22 protein-coding genes are annotated in these 22,222 nt (G+C 57.5%); 14 read left to right on the top strand and 8 right to left on the bottom strand.

Annotated elements, in window-relative coordinates:
• A partial coding sequence (locus A6U86_RS13745) for a glycosyltransferase (protein ID WP_244509932.1) occupies positions 1–2,602 on the top strand: 2,602 nt, incomplete at its 5' end.
• 411 nt (positions 2,603–3,013) lie between these two features.
• On the opposite strand, the gene A6U86_RS13740 is transcribed toward A6U86_RS13745, so the two are convergent.
• Both A6U86_RS13740 and A6U86_RS13735 read right to left on the bottom strand, forming a co-directional pair.
• Positions 3,014–3,655: an NrsF family protein gene (locus A6U86_RS13740; RefSeq protein WP_068391839.1), complete on the bottom strand. Its 642-nt coding sequence runs from the start codon at positions 3,653–3,655 to the stop codon at positions 3,014–3,016.
• Positions 3,642–4,199 (bottom strand): sigma-70 family RNA polymerase sigma factor, encoded by a 558-nt coding sequence (locus tag A6U86_RS13735; RefSeq protein WP_068391836.1) that lies wholly within the window; start codon positions 4,197–4,199, stop codon positions 3,642–3,644. The genes A6U86_RS13740 and A6U86_RS13735 overlap by 14 nt, the downstream gene beginning before the upstream one ends.
• A gap of 281 nt (positions 4,200–4,480) precedes the next feature.
• Between A6U86_RS13735 and A6U86_RS13730 the strand changes: the two genes are divergently transcribed.
• From A6U86_RS13730 to A6U86_RS13720, 3 genes are all read left to right on the top strand, one after another.
• Positions 4,481–5,077 carry a hypothetical protein gene (locus A6U86_RS13730; RefSeq protein WP_244509934.1) on the top strand — a complete coding sequence of 199 codons (597 nt, stop codon included), beginning with the start codon at positions 4,481–4,483 and terminating at the stop codon, positions 5,075–5,077.
• Positions 5,078–5,203: 126 nt separating this feature from the next.
• Positions 5,204–6,064 carry a cytochrome b/b6 domain-containing protein gene (locus A6U86_RS13725; RefSeq protein WP_068391830.1) on the top strand — a complete coding sequence of 287 codons (861 nt, stop codon included), beginning with the start codon at positions 5,204–5,206 and terminating at the stop codon, positions 6,062–6,064.
• Positions 6,061–6,837 carry a molybdopterin-dependent oxidoreductase gene (locus A6U86_RS13720; RefSeq protein WP_068391826.1) on the top strand — a complete coding sequence of 259 codons (777 nt, stop codon included), beginning with the start codon at positions 6,061–6,063 and terminating at the stop codon, positions 6,835–6,837. The genes A6U86_RS13725 and A6U86_RS13720 overlap by 4 nt, the downstream gene beginning before the upstream one ends.
• Positions 6,838–7,422: 585 nt before the next feature.
• On the opposite strand, the gene A6U86_RS13715 is transcribed toward A6U86_RS13720, so the two are convergent.
• Positions 7,423–8,295, bottom strand: a complete 873-nt coding sequence (locus A6U86_RS13715) for an NmrA family NAD(P)-binding protein (RefSeq protein WP_068391823.1) — start codon at positions 8,293–8,295, stop codon at positions 7,423–7,425.
• A 45-nt stretch (positions 8,296–8,340) separates the two neighbouring features.
• The gene (locus A6U86_RS13710) at positions 8,341–8,763 is read right to left on the bottom strand and encodes a DoxX family protein (protein WP_068391820.1); all 423 of its coding nucleotides are present in this window, start codon (positions 8,761–8,763) and stop codon (positions 8,341–8,343) included.
• Between the two features lie 118 nt (positions 8,764–8,881).
• Here A6U86_RS13710 and A6U86_RS13705 point away from each other — a divergent pair, with 118 nt between their 5' ends.
• Complete coding sequence (locus tag A6U86_RS13705) at positions 8,882–9,787, top strand: LysR family transcriptional regulator (protein WP_068391878.1); 906 nt, start codon at positions 8,882–8,884, stop codon at positions 9,785–9,787.
• A gap of 228 nt (positions 9,788–10,015) precedes the next feature.
• Here the strand turns inward: A6U86_RS13705 and A6U86_RS13700 are convergent, their stop codons facing one another.
• Genes A6U86_RS13700 through A6U86_RS13685 form a run of 4 tightly spaced genes read right to left on the bottom strand, consistent with a single transcriptional unit; the run spans position 10,016 to position 12,493 of the window.
• The gene (locus A6U86_RS13700; protein ID WP_083196832.1) at positions 10,016–10,342 is read right to left on the bottom strand and encodes a nuclear transport factor 2 family protein; all 327 of its coding nucleotides are present in this window, start codon (positions 10,340–10,342) and stop codon (positions 10,016–10,018) included.
• Positions 10,343–10,352: 10 nt separating this feature from the next.
• Positions 10,353–11,336, bottom strand: a complete 984-nt coding sequence (locus tag A6U86_RS13695; protein WP_068391812.1) for a trans-acting enoyl reductase family protein — start codon at positions 11,334–11,336, stop codon at positions 10,353–10,355.
• Positions 11,337–11,732, bottom strand: a complete 396-nt coding sequence (locus A6U86_RS13690; protein ID WP_068391809.1) for a VOC family protein — start codon at positions 11,730–11,732, stop codon at positions 11,337–11,339. It lies immediately after the preceding gene.
• 17 nt (positions 11,733–11,749) lie between these two features.
• Positions 11,750–12,493, bottom strand: coding sequence for an SDR family NAD(P)-dependent oxidoreductase (locus A6U86_RS13685; protein WP_068391806.1), 744 nt, complete (start codon positions 12,491–12,493; stop codon positions 11,750–11,752).
• Between the two features lie 134 nt (positions 12,494–12,627).
• Here A6U86_RS13685 and A6U86_RS13680 point away from each other — a divergent pair, with 134 nt between their 5' ends.
• The 9 genes from A6U86_RS13680 (at position 12,628) to A6U86_RS13640 (ending at position 22,219) form a co-directional block, all read left to right on the top strand.
• Positions 12,628–13,515, top strand: coding sequence for an AraC family transcriptional regulator (locus A6U86_RS13680; protein WP_068391803.1), 888 nt, complete (start codon positions 12,628–12,630; stop codon positions 13,513–13,515).
• A gap of 406 nt (positions 13,516–13,921) precedes the next feature.
• A complete protein-coding gene (locus A6U86_RS13675) occupies positions 13,922–14,632 on the top strand; it encodes a GntR family transcriptional regulator (protein ID WP_068391875.1) in 711 nt (236 codons plus the stop codon).
• Entirely contained in the window at positions 14,629–15,540 is a 912-nt protein-coding gene (locus A6U86_RS13670) for a dihydrodipicolinate synthase family protein (protein ID WP_068391800.1), read from the top strand. Before A6U86_RS13675 ends, A6U86_RS13670 begins: the two co-directional genes overlap by 4 nt.
• Positions 15,533–17,050, top strand: a complete 1,518-nt coding sequence (locus A6U86_RS13665) for an aldehyde dehydrogenase (protein ID WP_068391799.1) — start codon at positions 15,533–15,535, stop codon at positions 17,048–17,050. The genes A6U86_RS13670 and A6U86_RS13665 overlap by 8 nt, the downstream gene beginning before the upstream one ends.
• Positions 17,047–18,393 (top strand): FAD-binding oxidoreductase, encoded by a 1,347-nt coding sequence (locus A6U86_RS13660; protein ID WP_068391795.1) that lies wholly within the window; start codon positions 17,047–17,049, stop codon positions 18,391–18,393. The genes A6U86_RS13665 and A6U86_RS13660 overlap by 4 nt, the downstream gene beginning before the upstream one ends.
• 78 nt (positions 18,394–18,471) lie before the next feature.
• Complete coding sequence (locus A6U86_RS13655) at positions 18,472–19,323, top strand: glycine betaine ABC transporter substrate-binding protein (RefSeq protein ID WP_068391793.1); 852 nt, start codon at positions 18,472–18,474, stop codon at positions 19,321–19,323.
• A gap of 87 nt (positions 19,324–19,410) precedes the next feature.
• Positions 19,411–20,502 carry a glycine betaine/L-proline ABC transporter ATP-binding protein gene (locus A6U86_RS13650; protein ID WP_068391789.1) on the top strand — a complete coding sequence of 364 codons (1,092 nt, stop codon included), beginning with the start codon at positions 19,411–19,413 and terminating at the stop codon, positions 20,500–20,502.
• Between the two features lie 14 nt (positions 20,503–20,516).
• Entirely contained in the window at positions 20,517–21,365 is an 849-nt protein-coding gene (locus tag A6U86_RS13645) for a proline/glycine betaine ABC transporter permease (RefSeq protein ID WP_068391786.1), read from the top strand.
• The gene (locus A6U86_RS13640) at positions 21,362–22,219 is read left to right on the top strand and encodes a proline/glycine betaine ABC transporter permease (RefSeq protein WP_068391783.1); all 858 of its coding nucleotides are present in this window, start codon (positions 21,362–21,364) and stop codon (positions 22,217–22,219) included. The genes A6U86_RS13645 and A6U86_RS13640 overlap by 4 nt, the downstream gene beginning before the upstream one ends.
• Positions 22,220–22,222: the final 3 nt, after the last annotated feature.

The raw sequence follows: 22,222 nt of genomic DNA, 5'->3' as shown, positions 1-22,222 counted from the left end.
TGCCTCGGGCGACAAACGGCTCATCGCCTATGTGGTGATGAGCGACGAGATTGTAGGCCTTGCGGGGGTATTGCGGGGACATTTGTCGGCGTCCCTGCCGGATTACATGGTTCCTGCGGCCTTTGTGGTGCTCGACGGATTGCCGTTGACGCCGAACGGCAAGGTGGATCGTCGTGCGCTGCCGGCACCTGCAGACGAGGCTTATGCGCGTGGGGCCAGCGAGGAGCCGGTCGGCGAGATCGAGACGATGCTGGCCGACCTTTGGAGCGAGTTGCTCGGCGTCGAACGAATCGGACGCCGCGACAACTTCTTCGAACTGGGCGGCCACTCACTGCTGGCCGTGCGGATGGTCAGCAGAATTCACCAAAAGCTCGGCAAGGTAGTCACGATTCAAGATATTCTAACGCAGCCAAAAATTGATGGCATAGCTTCACTCATTCAAAAGGAACAGATCAAGCCAAGTCCGGTACGAGGCCTTGTTCAGCTAAGCTCGACTGGTTCTCGGCGCCCGCTGTTTATTGTCCATCCCTCGTCGGGAGAGGTCGGTGCCTACCCACCGCTCGCCTCGGCTATCGGGAAAGATACGCCTGTATTCGGCTTGGAGGCAGCCGGCCTGCACGAAGACGAAATACTCAAGGATACGGTGGAAGAGATAGCTGAAGAATATCTTTCCCGCATGCGTCAGGTCCAGCCCACGGGGCCTTATCGTTTAGCTGCCTGGTCACTTGGAGGTGCGATCGCCTATGAGATGGCTAGGCAATTGAGGTTCGCGAATGAGAACGTAGAGTTTCTCGGCCTGATTGACTGCGCCAGCAACTATAAGGCGCCTCGATATGTGAGCGATGTTGATGACCTATTGCTGCGCCTACCGGAGCTCATTCCCACTTTTAAAATCGGTCGATTGAGAGCGTGGAAACGAGGACCGCGTACGATCGAAAATCTGCTCGCTGCTTGCCAAGAGGCCGGTTATTTCGACGAGGGTCTAACGGCTCAAAATGTGCTGAGGCGAACGAAAGTCTGGCGGAATCTAGCCTCGGCCGTTGAGAGATATGTTCCATCGCCCAGTTCGCTGGCTATTCATCTTTTCCTCGCCAAAACACCGGGCGATCGAAAGGTTATCGACGGTTGGCGGTTGCTCGTGGCTGGTCGCTTGACGGTTGAGCAAATTGAAGGCGACCACTTGTCCATCATGAAAATTCCTTTGTGCAACCCTTTGGGTGCATCAATCGCAAAAGCCCTAATCTTTAACGATCCGAAGCCAGCCGCCGCCCCAAGTGAGCATTCCGGTGGAACAATAGCCTTCGTTCTCTTTCCCGAACAAAGTGCGCTTAACGGAAGCCATAACCTGGCACGTGCGCTAAAAAGTGCTGGTCATCGGATTATCTATCACGGGCCATCCAGGTATAGCTCGCGGGTAACTGCTCAAGGCTTTGAATATCGCTCCCTCGACATGCCGCTCCTTCAAGGAGAACGGATAGGAAGACGGGGAATTCGCGGGGTCCTCGATAAATGGCGCGCCGCCCGTCTACGGATGTGGCACTTGTTGGCACAAATAAGGGCGTCGGACATCCGTTGTGAGACTGCGTTGCTGGCGGACAAAACAGATCTCGTCATTTCTGATCCGCTGGCAAGAATTGGTGTCATACCGGCTCTAAAACACAAAATTCCAATGGTCGCGCTTAATTCGACGCTGGCATCCAGGCAGGCTAAAGATATACCGCCGGTTTTTAGCTCGCTATTGCCTGCCGGCGTTGACACGCTTGGATGGAAGATCCGCAATTCCTTCGCATGGGGTAGATGCCTGTTGGTGGCGTGGCGCAGCCAAGCCGTATCGGTCGGACTTCGAACCATGATGGGGTTCGGGAAAGATCGTTTCTGGGTTGAGGTACGTAGATGGGGGGGAGAAACTTACTGGAGCGAGTATGGACCACGTGTTTCCATGCCTGACCTTATCACCACCCCGAGGCAATTTGACTTTCCGCACTCGCAGGTTGACTCCTCAAGGACATATCTCGGCAACAGTATCGATCTGCGGCGGTCCGATGGCGGCTTCCACTGGGACGGTTTCGACGCCGAAAAACCGCTGATCTATTGTTCGCTGGGTACTTACAGCGACAAATATCGCCACAGCAAACGACTTTTCACGGCCGTAATCAATGCTCTTAAGGCTAAAGATGACATTCAGGCGATTGTTCAAATCGGCGCTGCGGCTGAAATCTCGGATTTTGGTGAACTCCCCAGTCGAATTCGCGTTGTAAAATTTGCGCCGCAGCTGGAAGTATTGGAAAGGGCGAATGTCTTCATTACGCACGCAGGGCATAGCTCAGTTATGGAAGCATTATATTTTGGCGTCCCAATGCTGACATTTCCATGCTGGTTTGATCAATTTGGCAATGCTGCACGTGTGCAGTATCACGGTGTCGGCGTATGCGGGGATATTGCCACCGTAGACGAGACGAAAATTGCAAACATGCTTGAGCAACTCAGTCCTAGTGAAATTAAGGACGCGGTGCTGAGAATGCAGAAGATTTTCCGGGCTGAGACAAAGCCTTTGGCAGGAGTCGAGTTGATTGAGCAAATGATGAAGTCCGCCGAGCCTTGAGAATATTAGTGCACTCCTTCATGACCCAATCCGCCACTTGCCTCTTTCGTCGTTTGGCACCTAAATGGGCTTTTCTTCACTTTCTGTGCTCCAGGGTCCGCATTCTAGGCGCAACACAGCCATTGTGGCCTTAAAGGGATCAGAACCGGTGTAAATCAGATCTGGCTTTCGGACATCAACGCGATTTTGCAACAGAGCACGATTGATCGCCTTGTAACCAACGAGCCCTCGCCTCCTTCCTTGAGTGCCACAATTTGCGCTGAGGGTGTCGAAGTTATCAGCTTCTGACTTTAGTCATTTGAAATGACCGACCTGCCTTTGAGATTAACCATCGAAGATTCGGTGACTTTTATCGAGCGTCATCACGGATGATCAACTTGATCCTTTCCGCCAGGCATTTCTCTTTGCCGGTTACCAACGCAGACTAAGTTTGCCGACAACGCTTCCCAATAACCCACTCAGCAGAATGCCAAGGGTGTACCAGATTGCGATAAAGGGGATGCCGTTTTCGACGCAAGCCAATGCGTATACCCACGCGCCAATCGCGCCAGCACATGCGCCGGCAACGAAGCCGGCAAGTCCCGGATTAAAGGGAGCCGCGCGGTGCAAAAACCACATGTTCGCGAAGAATGCAGGAAGACCGAATACAACGATGAGGAACGGGCAAAAAGGGGCCGAAAATCCGAATATCAAGCTTGGATAGGATGACGTCGGCGACAAGACGAGCTGACCAATCGCCAGTAGTGCAATGACAGCAAACGCTGCCGTCGAAACGCGAATCATATTGCCGATTCGACCGTCAGGGCGAGCAACCTGATCAAGCGCAATTATCGTCGCGCCCATCAAACCTGCCGAATATAGAAACTTGACCCAAAAGGCAGCCACCGTGACGTGGTGCAAATGCGAGCGTAAAGCGAACGATGCGAACAGAGCAACAGCCGCGCCGATCACACCGAAAATTATGGCAGAGGCAAGCCGCATCCGCAGCGCATGCCGGCTTACCGGAGTAAGCTCACCCGCCAGAGTGTCTATGAGATTATCAATCTTCGTCATTGGCAAAACCCAGCTTGCGTCCAATCGCGCGCATCCCTCGGTGAATGCTGACACGAACCATTACCTCCGACTGCCCCGTATCGGCCGCGGCTTCAGCGGTCGTCTTTCCAGCGATCTTGACCTGCCGCAGGAGCTCTTGCTGCTTGGCGGGCAGCTGATCCAAAAGCCGGTCGACATCCAGATGGGCAAACAGCGCCTCCTCGCGAAACTCTGCCGCAATCTCATCGAGCAATGCAACTTCGACACCGTTTTTTCTATCGCTTGCTCTGAAGTGGTCGATCAGCTTGTATTTCGCGATTTTGAAGAACCACGCGGTAAACGGCCTTTCCCGATCATAGGTAATCCTCCGGCTATGAACCGCCAAAAGTACCTCCTGGACCAAATCCTCTGCGTCCCGTGGGGCGTTAGACCCAAGCCTCTTGCGAAAAAACGTTAAAAGGAGATCCCGGAGAATAGAGAGCAAACGCCTGTATGCTGCCTCATCGCCATCAAGCGATAGAAGCATCAAACCTTTCAGGGCCTGCTCCGATACCGATTTAGTCATTCACGGACCATCATTCGTTGCCTGAGGCGACTTGTTACACACCAAGCTCAGTTTTTTATCGCCTCTGTCGTGATCACATCCGCGTGACCGCTGCAACACAATCGCACGAACCCCGAATGAGGGTACGGAATTGAAGACCAGATTGCTTTCGTCGGTTGGACGCTACTGCAAGCTGGCCAGCTTCTCCAAAGCGATCACTTCCACGCGCCGTGCCCGTCGGCCGAGCGGGGATCACATAACAAACGATGAAAGATATGGAGAGCAGAATGTCGCTATCAAAAATGAAGATCATCGGCGTAGCAATTGCCCTTGGCACACTGACCGCGGTGTCTGCCCACGCTGCCGATAAGGCCCGTGTTCGGGGTGTTGTGGAAAGCCTCAACGGCGATACGCTGGTGGTCAAGTCGCGCGAAGGCAAGGACGTCACGATCATGCTGAAGTCCGGCTGGGCGGTCAACGGGATCGTCAATGCCTCCGTCACGGACATCAAGCCTGGCGATTTCGTCGGCATCGCTTCGGTGCCGACGGATAGCGGCGTCAATGGCGCACTTGAAGTGCTAATCTTCCCGGCCGCCATGAAAGGCACCGGCGAAGGCGACTACGGCTGGGATCTGAAGCCGAAGAGCTCGATGACCAATGCGACGGTTGCTAGCGCCGTGACCTCGGTCAACGGTCCGACCCTTTCACTGACCTACAAGGGCGGAGAGAAGAAGATTTCCATCCCGCCGGGCACGCCTGTCGTCACCTTTGGCAAAGCCACCAAGGACGATATCAAGCCGGGCGCCGGCGTCATCATCAACGGTACGACGACGGGCGACAACATGGTCGAATCCGACCGCGTCTTGGTCGGCATCAACGGCGTCGTCCCGCCGATGTGATCTGCTCCAAGGACTGCAAGACGGCCCGACGGCAAATAGCGGTCGGGCCGTCAGCGCGCGAAAAATCGCGCCGGTTGATCTTAATCGAACGAGCCGTTTCCAGGCAGCATCATCGGGGTAACGAACATGGCCAGTATAGAGCAGATCGGCACCGCGCCGCCGCCGCGCCCGGCAAAAATCTTCATCCGGCGGCATTCGGTTCTGACCCGGATCACCCACTGGATCAACGTCCTCTGTCTGACCCTGCTGCTGATGAGCGGTATGCAGATTTTCAATGCCGATCCGCAGCTGCATTGGGGTAATTACGGCGCCGTCGAAGACCCGTCCTGGTTCGAGATCGCAAGCGAGCAGGACGGCAATAATATTGTCGGTCGACTGCGCATAGGCAGCCTGTCGATCACGACAACAGGCATTCTCGGCGCCTCCGTGGTCGACGGCGAGATGACACCTCGGGCCTTTCCCGCCTGGGCGACCATCCCGAGCTTTCAGGATCTGGCAACCGGCCGTCGATGGCACTTTTTCTTTGCCTGGCTCTTCGTCATAAACGGCTTGCTTTATGTACTGTATAGCCTGATTGGGGGGCATTTCCGCCGTGATCTGCTACCGACAACAAAAGATGTTGCGCCGCGCAACATCTGGCACGAAATCAAGGACCATGCAGGCTTGCGTTTTCCGAAAGGCGAGCAGGCGCGGCGCTACAACGCGCTGCAGAAGCTGACCTATCTCATTGTCATCTTTGTCCTGTTACCGCTGATGATCGGCTCGGGGCTGACAATGTCTCCCGCGATGGATGCGGGCTATCCTTTCCTCCTCGACATGTTCGGTGGTCGCCAATCAGCCCGCGCCATCCATTTCATAACCGCCTGGAGCCTGGTGCTGTTCGTCATTGTCCATGTGGCAATGGTTATCCTCTCCGGCCTCTGGAACAACATGCGTTCGATGGTGACCGGCCGCTATGCCATCACCAATGAGGAGACAAAGCGATGAATTCGATCCTGACCCGCCGCCGCTTCCTCATAGGCTCCGCCGCCGGTCTTGGCGCGATCGGCCTCACGGGCTGCGATGACGTCGTGCAGAACCAGCACGTCCAGCAGGTTCTGGCCATGGCCGAGCGTCTGACTATGGGCACCCAGCGGCTGATCGTCTCGCCGCAGGCGCTGGCGCCGGAGTATACGGAGGCCGATATCTCGCCGAGCTTCCATCCGAACGGATCGACCCAACCCGGCAGCGCCGAATACGCCCAGATGACGCAGACGAACTTCGTCGACTGGCGGCTCAAGATCGACGGCCTGGTCAACAGGCCGATGGAGTTATCGCTGGAGGACCTGAAAAAGCTGCCGTCCCGCACGCAGATCACGCGCCACGACTGCGTCGAAGGCTGGAGCGCCATCGGCAAGTGGCAGGGGGTGCCACTCGGGCTGATCCTGCAGAGTGCCGGCTTGAAACCGGGCGCGCGTTATGCCGTGTTCTACTGTGCCGACGAACTCGAACAAACGCTCGACGGAAGCGGCCGCTATTATGAAAGTATCGACCTGATCGATGCTTTTCACCCACAATCGATCCTTGCCTACTCGCTGAACGGCAAGGATCTGGCAGTGGAACACGGCGCACCTTTGCGCCTGCGAGTCGAGCGCCATCTCGGCTACAAGCATGCCAAATATGTCATGCGCATCGAAATACGCGACAGGTTCAACGACCTGTGGGGCGGTAATGGTGGGTTCTGGGAGGATCGTGGCTATGAATGGTATGCCGGTATCTGAGGCGTACGTGCAAAGCCGCTCCGCTCGCTCATCGCTTTCTATGCGAAATCTGAGGCACGTATCCATGATAGTTCGGCAACCGTTCGCTGGCCGGCTCAAGGACAGCGATTGTTCTCCAAGAAGCCGGATATTCGGCCCACCGCCGCAATGCCAAAAACGATGACGTTTCTAACGGCGCAGCTGCCATCCATTGAACTCCAGAAATGAGGGGCAAAGCCGATTAAGCTCGCCGATCGAATTCGACGTCACCATCTCATGAAACCGGTGAACCGACGTGGTCTTGAAATGGAACCGAACCGGCAACCCTGTTGTTAGAAACAGGCCTCATCCTCCAATTTTTCAAAAGCATACATCGGCATGACCTCGATGGAATGACCGTTTTGGGGCCGAGTGCAGTCAGGCCGCTATGAAATGAAAAGGCGCGAACAGCGGACTTTTCTTAAAGCCAAAAAGTCCGCTGTTCGCAGATCCAGACGGTTGGGCGGGAGTAGACGCTCCTCGTCTCGATTTAGCTGCTAAATGGTTCCCGCGACGCGTCCGACGCAGAGGCGTGTGGTCTCCGTCATACTTGATCCGTCCGGGGACTTACGCCTTAGCAGCGTTCTGTGCAGCCTCGAACACATCGCGTGCGGACGTCGTGCCCGCGATGTGCTCCGTACCCTCGGCGCCGAGGTCCATCCATCCTGCATTCACGGCCTCAAACATTTCTTCGGCAGGTGCGGTGCGGCCCTTCGGGATACCGAATTGCTCGAACGCTTCCGCCCAACCCGCACGCGGGACTGCAAAGGCTTTCACGTCGAGCTTCAGGACTTCGCCCAACTGCGCCGCGACTTCATCCGCGCTGACCATCGAACCAAGCTCGACGACGCGCCGGCCTGACCATGCCGGCCCGGTCAATAGGGTCGCAACCTCCGCGCCGATGTCGTTCGTCGCGACCATGGTCGATTTGCGATCTGTCGGATTATAGTAGACCGGTAGCATTCCACCTTGGGCGACGTGCAAGCCGTAGAGGAAGTTTTCGAAGAAACCGCCTGCGCGCACAAATGCGGTTGGCGATATCAGGTCACGAAACCCTTGCTCCAGAAGCCGCAAGGCCGTGATCATCCCGAGCCCGCTGGTTCTGTTCGCACCCATTGACGAGAGCGCGACTACCCGTGGCGGCGCTGCCATGGTGAGCGCCTTAACATAGTTCGCAATCACGCCTTTTGCTTCTTTGTAATCGGGCGAGGGCGCCCATACAGAAGGCAACATGACGAACGCACCTTCAACGCCTTTGAGCGCCTGCTCGATGGCTGCCGTGTCATTCCAATCGCCCTCTACCAATTCCACGCCCTGGTCCGCCCAATCAGCCGCCTTTTCGCGATTACGGACAAGCGCGCGTACTTTCTTGCCTTGTGCCAACAGATGTTGTGCCGTTGCACCACCGACTTTTCCGGTAATTCCCATGACTAAAAACATGCGTTTTCTCCTGATTTTTAGGGACAGAACAATGCCCCTGTTCGTTCAACGGATGAGCGGCAAAATGGCCCGGATACGGGGATCGCGCAGATAGAGGCCGCCCCATGTCATCGCGCCCAGAGCCAAGGAAATGAGTTCCGGCGGCGATCCCAACTCACCAATGCGGACATGAGCGCAGATCGCCCCTCCCAGAAAGCCAGTCACCAGGATTGCGCCGAGGACGGCGGTGGCCGGGATGGCATAAAGGATGGCACAAGCGAGGATGATCGGACCCACGACGCGGGTCAGGTCCATCGCGAAGCCGGTTTCCTGCAACATGCTCGCAATCTGTGCCGGCGCTAAAAGCTGAATGGCGCCATCTGCCAGCAGGACGATAACGACAATCGCGCTCAAGATCCGGCCGGCCCACAGGGCGCGACGGAAGGTCATAGTTTGAAGCACCTGATGTAGGTTCATAGTTTCGGACATTTGTCATTCTCCGATGGAGGATCCCAGTATTCGGAACTTACTGTGTCCTCTGAATGTGATAAATGCTGAGGAAATGAACTCACTGTTACCCCTGAAGAGAACAATACCGAGGCACGAAATGCAGAATCTCGAACCCATCCTCATTTTCATAAGGGTAGCGGAAATGGGGAGCTTCACCCGCGCAGCCGATAGCTTGGGCATCCAAAAAGGGAGGGCCTCAACGGCGATCCGGAAGCTGGAGGGAGATGTCGGCGTCAGGCTCCTGCACCGGACGACGCGCAGCGTGCAGTTGACGGAGGACGGACGCGCATTTCATGCCCGCGCCCGCGATCTGCTTGCTGAAGTCGATGACCTACACTCGATGTTTGCAGGCGATGGCTTGGCACTTCGCGGGCGTTTGCGGATCGATCTTCCGACCGAGGTGGCGCGCACAACGATCGTGCCGGCCTTGCCGGATTTCATGGCGGCTCACCCCGAGTTGGAGCTGGAGGTGTCGAGTACGGATCGGCAGGTCGATCTGGTTCAAGAGGGGTTCGACTGTGTATTGCGGCTCGGACCCGTCAGGGACGAGACGCTGATTGCCCGCCCACTGGGCTTGTTGCGGATGGCCAACGCTGCCAGTCCCGACTACTTGGCGCGCTATGGCGTCCCTCGATCGCTGGAAGATCTCCAGCGCCAGAAACATCGGACAGTTCATTTTTCGACGATGCTGGGCGCAAGGCCCTATGGATGGGAATATCCGGACGGTGACCGCTACGTGACGCTTCAGTTGCCAGGGGCGCTGCACGTCAACAGCGCGCAGACCTACGATGCCGCTGCCCTCGCCGGCCTCGGCCTGATTCAGGCGCCACTCATAGGGATTGGCCAATACTTTGAGAGTGGAGCGCTTGTGGAGATCATGCCCGATTTTCGTCGCCGGGCGATACCCGTGTCTCTTGTCGTAGCACATCGGAGCAATCTGTCGCGCCGAGTCCGGGCATTCATGAAATGGATCGAAGATGTGCTGAGGCCGTATCTGGAATAGATGGCCGCTTTCGGAACGGGTCACTTTGCCCGGGAACGGCGAGGATGAGGGCAAAGCCGTCATAGAGCCGAACCACCTTCGCTAATGATCCCTTGGATTTTATGCTCTTAAAGGGATTAGAACCGGCGGTAAAATGCCTGATTGGATCGCTGTCCGATAAAAATCAACGTGCAGCTCTCCCCTGGCGCCAGCATTCCCGCAAATATCAATCTTTGTGTTCGGCAGCAGTCATTCAAGATCCGCATCAATGCGTTCAATCAAACCGTCCGGGTTGATTGCGATCTTCAAAACTCCGATCTCGTGGCCAAAGTCGCCTGTGAAATCGAGTCGAACGACAGCGTTGAAATCGTCCGATTGCTTGAGTGACAGAAGCCTACTCTTCGTCTTGTAGCCAACGAAAAATCGCTCGAGATAGAGGCGAATGCCCTTGGTACCGACGAAGGCGTCGCCAACTGAAACGTCGTCGATGACTGCATCGGATGAGAATAGAGACAGCGTGCCCTCAACGTCGAAGAGATTGGCGGTCTGGATGAAGGTATCGACGAGTTTCTGCACGGGCGGTTCCTCACACATCGACAATCGTGGTGTCGGCGATCGTCTCGGCGAAGCCGTTGCCAAACAGCATGGAAGGGGTCTGGAAGCCGACTTGAGCCTCGCCGGCAAGTACGCGTCGCCCAGCCTCGGCGGCAGCCGTTGCCGTGAACGTATAGCCGTTGACTGTATCGAGTACCGATCGGACAACTTTACCCTCGGCATCGGTCACCTCGACGACGGCCTGATAACGATTGGCCAAACGCTCCTGCTCGCTTGGGCCGTCCGGAAGTGCTGAGAGATCGCCCTGCGGGAAGCCTTCGCCCGTCACATGAACGAAGGTCTCGATGTTTGCAACCTTCGTCGCCCGCCAGATCGTGGTGAGATCGGGAAGCGTCACCTGGAAGCAATCGACGCCACCGCTGCCGAAGTCGAATTTCCGAATGCTTCCGGCAGCAAGGGCAACCAGCTTGCCGTCAACGCGCGCCAGGGTTTCGGCGGTGACGCTACCCATGGCGCTGACGGCGGAGCCTCGCGACAGACCGCCGGAGACATGCATGGCAACCCTGATGCTCAACGGGTTTTCCGTTCTGGCGATGGCATGCCCGGCAAGGCACCCCAGCATCGCCACGCTGCCGCCGCTGCCCGGCAGGATCATGACGCCTGCAATCCTGGCTTTACCATCGAGCGCTTCAGCCAACCGGTAACCATCGAGTTCCGCGGCAACGTCCAGGTAATGGACGCCATTGCGGATACTCGCTGTCATCAGGAGTTCGGCTGTCTTTGAGAACGGACCGGCACAGTTCAGAAGGACGCCAACGTCCTCCAGTGATCGATCTATCATTGCGATGTCTTCGAGCCCGAAGACCCGATACTCCACGCCAAGGCTTGCCGCGAGCGATGCGAGCGTCGCCTCTGTGCGTCCTGCGAGGATGAGCGGCGTACCCGCTGCCGAAGCGTGTTCAGCCGCCATGCGACCGGTGTAGCCCGTCGCACCGTAAATCATGAGCTTCTTCATTTAGTGCTGCCATTCCTTGTAAACGAATTCGAGGCTGTAGCCGTCGGGGTCGCGGACCTGAGCCGCGTGGTAGCGGGGATCGTAATGAAGCTGTGGTCCGGGCGGATGAATTTCCGAGGCACCTGCGGCCATCGCCGCCGCAAAGGCGGCATCGACCTCCCGCTTGCCGTCGGCGATGAAACCGACATGAGCGGCGAGCCCTTCGACAACACCTTCGCGCAGCCAGAAGAACAAGCGACCGTTCGCGCCAAAGCCCTTGAGATCGGGATGGCCCGGAGGGCCGTTTCTGCCGTCGTAATCGATCGCATGGACTATACCGAGCGGCTCAAGCGCCTTCTCGTAGAATGCGATCGAGCGATCAATGTCACTGACGGATATGAAGACGTGGTCAAGCATAATGCGCGCTCCTCTGTCTAGATGATGTAGCCGCCCGATACTTCGATATTCTGGGCGTTGATCCAGCGGTTTTCCTCGCAGAGCAGGTTCGCTATCATGCCGCCGACCTCTTCTGGTTCACCAACCCGGCCAAGCGCGGTCTGCCCTGCAAGCATGGCTTCGAATTCATCGTTCAGTCCGCCGCCCAGTTCTGTTCGGATGGCGCCCGGAGCGATGGAGTTTGCCCTGATCCGGCGCTCACCGAATTCCTTTGCCATGTAGCGTGTCAGAACTTCGAGACCACCCTTGAAGGAAGCGTAGGGAGCAACGCCTGCTGTAGCGACGCGGCTGGTCGCACTGGTGACATTGACGATGTGCCCTCCGTCCTCCATCAACGGCAGGAGCGTCTGCGTCAAAAAGAACGGACCCTTGAGGTGAACGTTGAACAGGCCGTCGAACTGCTTCTCGGTGACGGTTGATATCGGAGCATAGAGCCCGTAGCCGGCGTTGTTAATCAGGAAATCGAAGGTCTTTCTGCCCCAGATAGCATTGAGCCGTACAGAAACTGCCTCGCGGAACTCGGGAAATGAGCTGCTGTCGGCGACGTCAAGCTTGAGTGAGACAGCCCTCTCACCAATCTTAGAGATGGCCTTCACGACGTCTTCCGCCTTCTCGGGATTGCCGTTGTAGGTGACGACGACACCCATGCCGCGCTTGGCGCATTCAAGAGCCGTACTGGCCCCAATGCCCCGGCTGCTTCCGGTCACAATGACGATCTTCAAATGTCTCTCCTATATGTCTGGTGCGAGACGAACTTAAGACTATCGATCGCGGGGCACTCACCCAATCCTCCTCAAAGCTTGCCTATTTCTGCTTTTGCCTTGCGCGCCTTCATCACCTCTGTCAGGCTCGGATCATGGAACGGCAGCTGCAAGAACTGAGAGCCTTGGCCTCAAAGGCCGAGAACAGGCGCACGGAAACAGGCATTCCGCGCATCGCCATGGTTCAGGGCGAAATCCCGGAACACCAGCTCGCCGCAGTCTACGATCCGATGGTCAACCTGATCCTGACGGGATCGAAGACAATGACGGTCGGCGACAGGAACTTCCACTATGATCCCGCCACCTATTTCGTCATGTCCGTGGATCTTCCGGCCATCGGGTCGATCCACCCTGCCGCAACGGGTGAGCCGTACTTGGCGGTCAGCCTGACCCTCGACACCACAATCGTCGCGGCGCTCATCGATGACTTGCCGGCGCAGGTCCGCAGCACTTTGTTCGGATCGGGATTCTCGGTTGCACCGGTCAATGCCGAGCTTCTCGATGCCTGGATTCGAATGCTGAGACTGATGGAGCGGCCGGACGAGATCGCTGTACTATCGCCCGTCTACGAGCGGGAAATCCTGTTCCGCGTGCTTCAAGGCCCGCTCGGCTGGATGCTGCGAGATATCGCATCGCCGGACACGGCACTCGCTCGTATCAGGGTCGCAATCGAGTGGATCCGTCGGAACTTTGCCCAGCAGATCAGGGTGGAAACATTGGCCGAGATGGCAGCCCTGAGTGTGTCAGCCTTCCATCGTCACTTCAAGGCGGTGACAGCGCTGAGCCCGCTTCAATATCAGAAGAGAGTAAGGCTCCTGCATGCGCGTTCACAGCTGATCGGTGGCCAGGGAAGCGCGACGTCCATTGCCTTCGGTGTCGGTTATGAAAGCCCGAACCAGTTCAGCCGCGAATATGCGCGCCTGTTTGGATTGCCGCCGTCAAGAGATCTGGCGAAGGTGACGCGCGATCTCAATGCAGCGTAGGGACGCGGTGTCCTGTATGGTCGAGCGCGGGTCCGGTTGGCGCTGGCTCAGCCGTGGTCTTGAAGGCATCAGAACCTAAGTCCCACACCTCCGTTGAACGATCAAATTTTCCGACGAGAATCCAGATAACGACGTAGGCCTTTCGGTTGGAATACGAAGCGGCTTGCCGAGTTAGTAGGATCAATCGGCTGATGAAGCCTTTTCGACCCGAAGGGACGACCTCTCAATTCATCCGCTACATATAATAAAAGCAGCAACTTAAGCTATATTGTATTTTCATGAAACATCTAATGTGTACACAGAGTATACAATTTCATTGACTCGTCGATTGGGCTGTGCGACCTTTTCCTCATCGGCAAGTTCCGATGGGTTCAATTGCCTGCAGAATCTTAAGGAGGGCGTCGCAATGAAGGGTGGGAAAAACAGTCTTTACGACGATCTGAAGCGTCAAATTCTGACGATGGAACTCGATCCGGATCAGGATTTGGACGAGGTCACTCTTAGTGAGCAATACGGGCTATCCCGCACGCCAGTGCGGGAAATCTTCCGGCGCTTGGAAGGTGAAGGTTATATCGACATTAGGGCAAACCGCGGTGCGCGCGTCAGCCCGATGAACCATCAGACGCTCAGGCACTTCTTCCTGGTAGCGCCGATGATCTACGCCGCGATCGGCCGCCTCGCGGTCCAAAACTTCAAGCCGAAGCAACTTGTCGACCTGAAGGAAACGCAGGATCGGTTTCGATCAGCCAGCACCTCCGCCGACGTTCTCGCCATGGTGCTCGAGAACAATCGCTTCCACGAGATCATCGGAGAAATGTCGTTCAACGCCTATCTGCAACCGAGCCTGGGGCGCCTGCTGATCGACCATGCGCGAATCGGCCACACCTTCTTCCGACCGAAGAACGACGACATGCGCGAACGGCTTCAACTCGCTGTGGAACACCATGACGGCTTCATCGAGGCGATCGCAAAGCACGATGAAGATACCGTCGTCGACCTGGTGTTCGAGCATTGGGAGCTGTCGCGCGAAAACATGGAAATGTTCATCGCGCCGCAGGGAATGAAGGCGGACGCGCTTGTCGACGTCCCCGCCGCATCGATGGAGAAATCGTCTTGAATTTCGAAGGCATCTATACCCCGGCGATTACGCCGCATGGGCCGGACGGTCAGATCGACAAGGTGGCGTTTGCCGCTGTCCTGGAATCGCTCATCGAAGCCGGGGTCCACGGCATCATCATAGGCGGCTCCACGGGCGAATATTATGCGCAATCCACGCAAGAGCGGCTCGACCTTGCAGCCTATGCCAGACAGGTCATCTTAAACCGCCTGCCGTTGATCGTAGGAACAGGAGCAACCCGGACCGAGGACTCGGTTGGCTACGCCGCGGCAGCCCGAGAAATCGGGGCGGATGCAATTCTCGTGACGTCGCCGCCCTACGCTCTGCCCACCGAGAAAGAAAATGCCATTCACGCATTGACGATTGATCGTGCCGCCAACTTGCCGATCATGCTCTACAACTACCCTGCCCGCATGGGCGTGATGATGGGTGACGAATATTTCTCGCGCGTCGGAAAATCCAAAAATGTGAAGGCCATCAAGGAAAGTTCCGGGGAGATGGCGAACGTCCATCTGCTGGCTCGGAAGTTTCCTCATATCGCACTGTCGTGCGGTTGGGATGATCAGGCCCTCGAATTCTTCGCCTGGGGCGCAAAAAGCTGGGTCTGCGCCGGCTCGAACTTCCTACCGCGCGAGCATGTCGCGCTCTATGAGGCCTGCGTAATCGAGAAGAACTTCGACAAGGGCCGCGCCATCATGTCGGCGATGCTGCCGCTAATGGATTTTCTCGAAACCGGCAAGTTCGTGCAATCGATCAAGCATGGCTGCGAGATCATTGGCCTCAAGGCGGGGCCGGTTCGCGCGCCGCTGCGTGGAATGACCTTCGAAGAAAAGAGAACCCTCCAGACTGTCGTTACCATCTTGAAGCGCACGGTCGCGCAGATCACGTCGGGAGCCAATCATGCATGAACCTCTGACCGCGGCCGAATACAAGGCGATTGCCGCTGGCCTTGACCTGCCGACGAACGCCTTCATCGACGGCTCCTTCCGCCCTTCCCATTCCGGCAAGACGTTCAAGACGACCAATCCAGCCACAGGCGAGACGCTTGCCGAGATCGCAGCTTGTGACGCAACGGATGTCGATTATGCGGTCGCAAAGGCGAAGCAGGCATTTGAAGATGGTCGTTGGCGTCTCCAATCACCAGGCGATCGCAAAGCCATACTGATCAAGTTCGCCAAGCTGCTGGAAGACAACCGCCATGAGCTTGCTGTCATGGAAAGCCTCGATAGCGGTAAGCCGGTCCGCGAATGCCAGACGGTCGATGTTCCCGACACGATCCATACCATCCGCTGGCATGCCGAACTGATCGATAAGCTCTACGACAGTACTGCCCCTGTCGGCGCGAATGCATTGACCATGGTCGTGCGCGAACCGATCGGCGTCGTCGGTTGCGTACTCCCCTGGAACTTCCCGCTTCTGATGCTCGCCTGGAAGATCGGACCTGCACTTGCGTCCGGATGTTCCGTCATCGTCAAGCCTGCACAGGAAACGACGCTTACGACCCTTCGCGTCGCCGAACTCGCCCATGAGGCAGGCATCCCGGCCGGAGTCTTCAATGTCGTCCCCGGCGGCGGCAAGGATGTCGGCGAGCCGATCGGCATGCACATGGATGTCGATATGGTGGCCTTTACCGGCTCCACCCCGACCGGACGGCGCTTCCTGCGCTATGCAGCGGATTCCAACCTCAAGAAGGTCGTCTTGGAATGCGGCGGAAAGAACCCCGCCGTAGTGCTTGACGACGCCGAGGACTTGGACCTCGTCGCCGAGCAGGTGGTCAACGGCGCCTTCTGGAACATGGGCGAGAATTGCTCCGCGACGTCCCGTTTGATCGTGCAATCGAGCGTCAAAGACGAATTGCTCAAGCGCATCGGCGCCTATATGCGCGAATGGAAGACGGGCGATCCGCTCGACCCGGAAAACCGTATCGGCGCCCTTGTCAGCAAGAACCACTTCGAGAAGGTGTCGTCGTTTCTTGACGACGTGAAGACCGAGAAGCTTTCGGTGGCCTTTGGCGGCGAAACCCAAAAGGGTATCTATATCGAGCCGACGGTCGTCGATGGTGTCACGCCGTCGAGCCGACTGTTCCGGGAGGAGATATTCGGGCCGATCCTGTCGGTGACGACCTTCGAGACCCTTGCCGAGGCCATAGCGCTTGCCAACGATACCAATTACGGCCTGACGGCATCGGTCTATACCGGAAGTCTCAAGAAGGCGGTCAGGCTTTCGCGCGAGATCCGGGCTGGCGTCGTCACCGTCAACTGCTTCGGCGAGGGCGATGCGACGACGCCGTTCGGCGGTTACAAGGAGTCGGGTTTCGGCGGGCGCGACAAGTCGATCTTCGCGCATGACAATTATTGCGAACTGAAGACGATCTGGATCGACGTCTCCGACCGTTCGGTGGACGAGACGATCCGATGATCACGACGTCCGTCAAGCGTCTGCCGGCCGAAAACGGCGTCTCGGGCTGGGAGGCGATCAGCAAGCGTTCGCTCCCGGTCCGAAGCCTGGAAGGCAACGTGACCGCGGACTGGCTGATCATCGGTGCGGGCTTTGCGGGGCTTTCGGCCGCTCGCCGGCTGCTGCAGCTTCGCCCCGATGACAACATCGTCGTGCTTGAGGCAAGCGAAGTCGGCAAAGGCACCTCGGGCCGCAATTCGGGCTTCATGATTGATGTCCCTCACAATCTGTCATCGAGCGAATATTCGAGTGGCGGATTGGAAGCCTCTCGACTGGAGATGGCTCAGAACCGGGCTGCGATCGCTTTTGCGAAAGATGCCGCGGATGAATACGGCTTGTCGCCCGAGGTTTTCGATCCGGCCGGCAAGATCAATGCGGCAGCAACTGCGCGTGGAATGAAGCTGAATATCAGCTTTGGCCGATCCCTGGCGAGCGCCGGCGAGAAGCATATGTTTTTCGACGCCCGTCAAATGCGGGAAATTACCGGCTGCGATTACTATCTCGGCGGCCTCTTTACCCCGGGCGCCGTCCTGATCCAGCCGGCCGATTATGTTCGCGCCCTTGCCGCCGGGCTTTCGCACAAGGTCCATATCTTCGAACGTTCGCCCGTCTCCTTCCTCACGCGCCAGAATGGAAACTGGATTGCCGGTTCCGCTCGCGGCAAGGTCACCGCGCCGAACGTTATCCTGGGTGTCAACGGTCACATCACGGATTTCGGCCACTTCGGCGGCCGCCTGATGCATATTTTTGCCTATGCCTCGATGACGGCGCCATTCGCGGCCGATGATCTCGGCCGTAGGGCTTCGGGACGGGATAGATGGGCGCTGCTTCCGGCCGACGCCATGGGAGCGACGGTGCGAAAGATCACGTCAGGCGGCCGGTCGCGCATCGTCATTCGAACGAAGTACACCTATGAGACGACGATCACCGTTTCTGACAGGCGAATGGCCCGGATGGCCGAAGAGCACAGGAATTCGCTCGATGCACGGTTTCCAGGACTGAAGAATATTCCTTTCGAACACAGCTGGGCCGGGCGTCTGTGCCTGAGCCGGAACCACGTGCCGGCATTCGGCGCGCTTGACGATGGGCTTTTCTCGGCATGCTGCGAGAACGGTCTGGGCACCGTCAAAAGCACATTGGCCGGCATGATGGCGGCCGAACTGGCGACCGGAACAAGCTCCCGGCGCCTCGAAGAATACATGGACCACCCGGAGCCATCCAGGCTGCCACCGGAGCCGTTTGCATGGCTCGGAATCAATTCGGTGATCCGCTTTCAGGAATTGCGCGCTGGCCGCGAAGGATGATCCGTCGCCGCGCAATATGAAGACTGAGCCGAGTGCAGGTCTTCAATAAAAACGGGAACGAAAACTAGGAGCAACAAGATGAAGGCTTTGTGGAAAGCGCTTTGCGCAGCCGCCATGGTCGGAATAACCGCATTCTCCGTCCATGCGGAAGACAAGAGCATCACCGTCGGAACCATGTCCTGGGAGGATCTGACGCCGATCACCGGGATTACCAAGAAAGTGCTGGAGGATGCCGGCTATACTGTGAAGGTCGTACCATTCTCCGAATGGGGCATTGCTTATGCAGCCCTCAGCAAGGGCGATATCCAGATTCTCGCCTCTCAGACCGATTATGTCGCGCAAGACTATTGGGATAAGAACAAGAAGCGCCTTGAGAAGATCTCACCCGTGTCGCACGGTCTTTACCAGGCAATCGCTGTCCCAAACTACGTGACAATCGACTCGATTGATCAGTTGAACGCCAATGCCGACAAGTTTGGCGGCAAGATCGTCGGCATCGAGCCGGGCTCGGGTCTGATGCGCGACGCCGCCAATGCCGTCAAGCAATATGATCTGAAATTGCAGCTGGTCGAGGGCAGCACCGCAGCGATGACAGCTGCGCTTAAGTCGGCGATCGATCGCAAGGAATGGGTCGCCGTGACCGTCTGGGAACCCTCCTGGATGATGCAGAAGTATCCCGTCAAGTTCCTGAAGGACCCCAAGAGCGTCTTCCCGCCGCCACAGAGCTACTACTGGATCGGCAAGAAGGGCTTCTCCGCCGACTATCCGCATGCTCGTGAAGTCATCGCCAGCGTCTATGTCCCGCTTGCCGATATCACGGCTATCAACGGCGCCGTCAGCGACGGCAAGACGATGGATGAGGCGATCAAGGACTGGACCACCAGCCATGCTGATCTCCTGAAGCGGTGGGAAAACATCAAGAGCGAGTAAAGCAATCAACGGGTCGCGACAGTCGCGGCCCGCATGTTTTCGAGAAGGAAAACAGGTCCGGCAAAAGATCGGCCAAGGGGAAAGCAAATGACCGCTGTCATGGATAATGCCAACGAAATCCTGGTCGACTGCCGGAACGTTTGGAAAATATTCGGCGCACGGGCGTCTGCCGCGGTCAAGGCAGTGTCGGAACGAGGACTTTCCAAGAAGCAAGCCCTTGAGGAGTTCGACTGCGTCGTCGGTGTGTGTGATGCCAGCCTTCAGGTACGCCGCGGCGAGATCTTCTGCATCATGGGCCTGTCTGGAAGCGGCAAGTCCACCCTGGTCCGCCTTTTGAATCGTCTTATCGAACCGAGCCTCGGCGGAATCACGATCAAGGGGAAGGAGATTGCCAAGTTGAACGCGGCCGAACTGCGCGACATGCGCGCCCGCAACATCGGCATGGTGTTCCAGAGCGTGGCGCTCCTTCCCAATCGCACCGTTCTTGAGAATGCTGCTTTTGGGTTGGAGGTCCGCGGCGTTTCGAAAGATGAGCGCAACAAGACGGCCCGCGCAGCGCTCGACAAGGTCGGTCTCTCCGACTGGACGTCCCGATATCCCTCGGAACTATCGGGCGGAATGCAGCAGCGCGTCGGCCTCGCCCGCGCACTGGCGGCCGATCCCGAAATCATTCTCATGGATGAGCCGTTCAGCGCGCTCGATCCCCTCATTCGCCGTCAATTGCAGGATGAGTTCCGGCAGCTGACGAAGTCGCTCGGCAAGTCGGCTGTCTTCATAACGCACGACCTGGAGGAAGCTATTCGCATCGGCGACCGGATCGCCATCATGAAGGATGGCGTCATCGTTCAGGTCGGGACCGCAGAGGAGATCGTGACCCGGCCGGCCGACGATTATGTCGCCGATTTCGTCGCCGGCATATCGAGGATTCATCTCGTCAAGGCGCATTCGGTGATGCAGCCGATCGCAGAATACAGGAGCCTGCAGCCGCAGCATGACCTGGACGCGTTACCGAAGACTTCGCCGGAAGCCGATATCGGCGCGCTAATAGAGCTCACGATGGAGTCGGATGGCGATGCCCTGGCGGTGGTCAACAACGGCTCCATTATCGGCGTCGTTACCACCCGCGGGCTGCTTCGCGGTGTCGCCGGCGCTCCGATGCAACAACATGCGACGGCATAGGAGGACGCACGCAAATGGACATCTCAGTCATTGCGGATACCTTCGATGCCTGGACCGACGACACGCTAGGCTGGATCAGCGACAACGGCGACTGGTTGTTCACCCCCTTAAGGGCGATCCTTGAAGGAATCTACGACAGCGTTCTTTGGCTCCTCGACCTCGCGCCCTTTTATATCGTCGTGGTCATCCTCGCGCTTGTCGCCTGGCGTCTGATCAACGCCCCGTCAGCAATATTGACAGGACTGGGGCTGCTGTTGTGTGCGGTCATGGGGCTATGGGACGAAACCATGAGCACGCTTGCGCTGGTAACCACCGCCACGATGCTCGCCCTCGCCGTCGGAATTCCAATCGGCATCGCTGCGGGCTTCGTGCGTTGGTTCGACAGTATCCTGCAGCCGGTCCTCGACCTCATTCAGACCTTGCCGCCGTATATCTACCTCCTTCCGGCGATTGCTCTTCTTGGTTTTGGGCCTGCGACCGCGCTGATGGCGACGTTCATTGTGGCGATGCCGCCGGCAATTCGCCTGACCTCGCTCGGTATCCGCATGACGCCGCAAGCCTTTATAGAATTGGGACAGGCAAGTGGCCTGACGCCATGGCAAATGTTCGTGAAGATCAGGCTGCCATTTGCGATCCCGAGTGTTCTGGCAGGCATTAACCAGAGCCTGATGATGGCATTCGGCATGGTTGTGATCGCAGGCATCGTCGGTTCCGGTGGCCTTGGCGAAACCATTTATAGCGCTGTGCGCACACTCGACGTCGCCACCTCCATCAACGCTGCTATCGCAATCGTCATCTTGACGATGGTCCTCGATAGATTGACGCAGAGCGCAGCCGGCCGCGCTAAGGCAGGTGCAAGATGAGCCTCGACCTTCTCCGGTTTTCGCCCGGTACCTATCTTGCTCCTGTTGTCGATTGGTTGAACACAAACTTTCATCCGGTCTTTGAAGGCATCACAAGAGTGATCGAAGCGGTGCTCGGCGGCATCGAATCGACACTTCTTTACCTGCCGCCCTATGCGGTGATTGCCATAGCCGTGGTTTGCGCAGCCCTTGCTATCAGCATAAGGGTTGCGGTGGTGACTGCCGTTGCACTGACCTTCTGTTTGTTCACCGGCTTCTGGGCCGCATCCATGCAGACTCTGGCCCTGGTGGCGGTTTCGGTTGCCATCTCCGTAGCGATCGCCTTCCCGCTCGGCATTCTTGCGTCACGCCACAAGATTTTCGAGACGGCTGTCAGGCCGTTGCTCGACATCATGCAAACCGTCCCGCCGTGGGTTTATCTCATTCCCGCCGTCATGATATTTAGCCTCGGTCGCGTTCCGGCGATTATCGCGACGATCGTCTATGGCGTACCGCCGATGTTGCGTCTGACGACACTAGCATTCAACCAGGTGCCGAAAGATCTCCTCGAACTTGGCCAGGCGACAGGCGCGCCGCCGCGCTCGATCCTCTTCAAGATCGAGATTCCATCTGCAATGCCCACCCTGCTTGTCGGCCTCAACCAGTGCATCCTTCTGTCTCTGGCCATGGTCGTTCTTGCCGGGCTTGTTGGAGCGGGCGGGCTTGGAGCCGAGGTGACGCGGGGCCTGACCAGAATGGAAATGGGACTGGGGTTAAGGGCGGGGCTTGCCATCGTCGCCATCGCGATCCTCCTCGATCGACTGTCAAAAGGCGCCTTACAGGGTCGTGCCCGGTCATCGGCAAAGCGCGGCTAAGGA

This window comes from Rhizobium sp. AC27/96, assembly GCF_001692325.1.
Lineage (GTDB): Bacteria > Pseudomonadota > Alphaproteobacteria > Rhizobiales > Rhizobiaceae > Rhizobium.
Note: the sequence above shows the minus strand (reverse complement) of the source record. Positions and strands in the feature narration are given on the sequence as shown.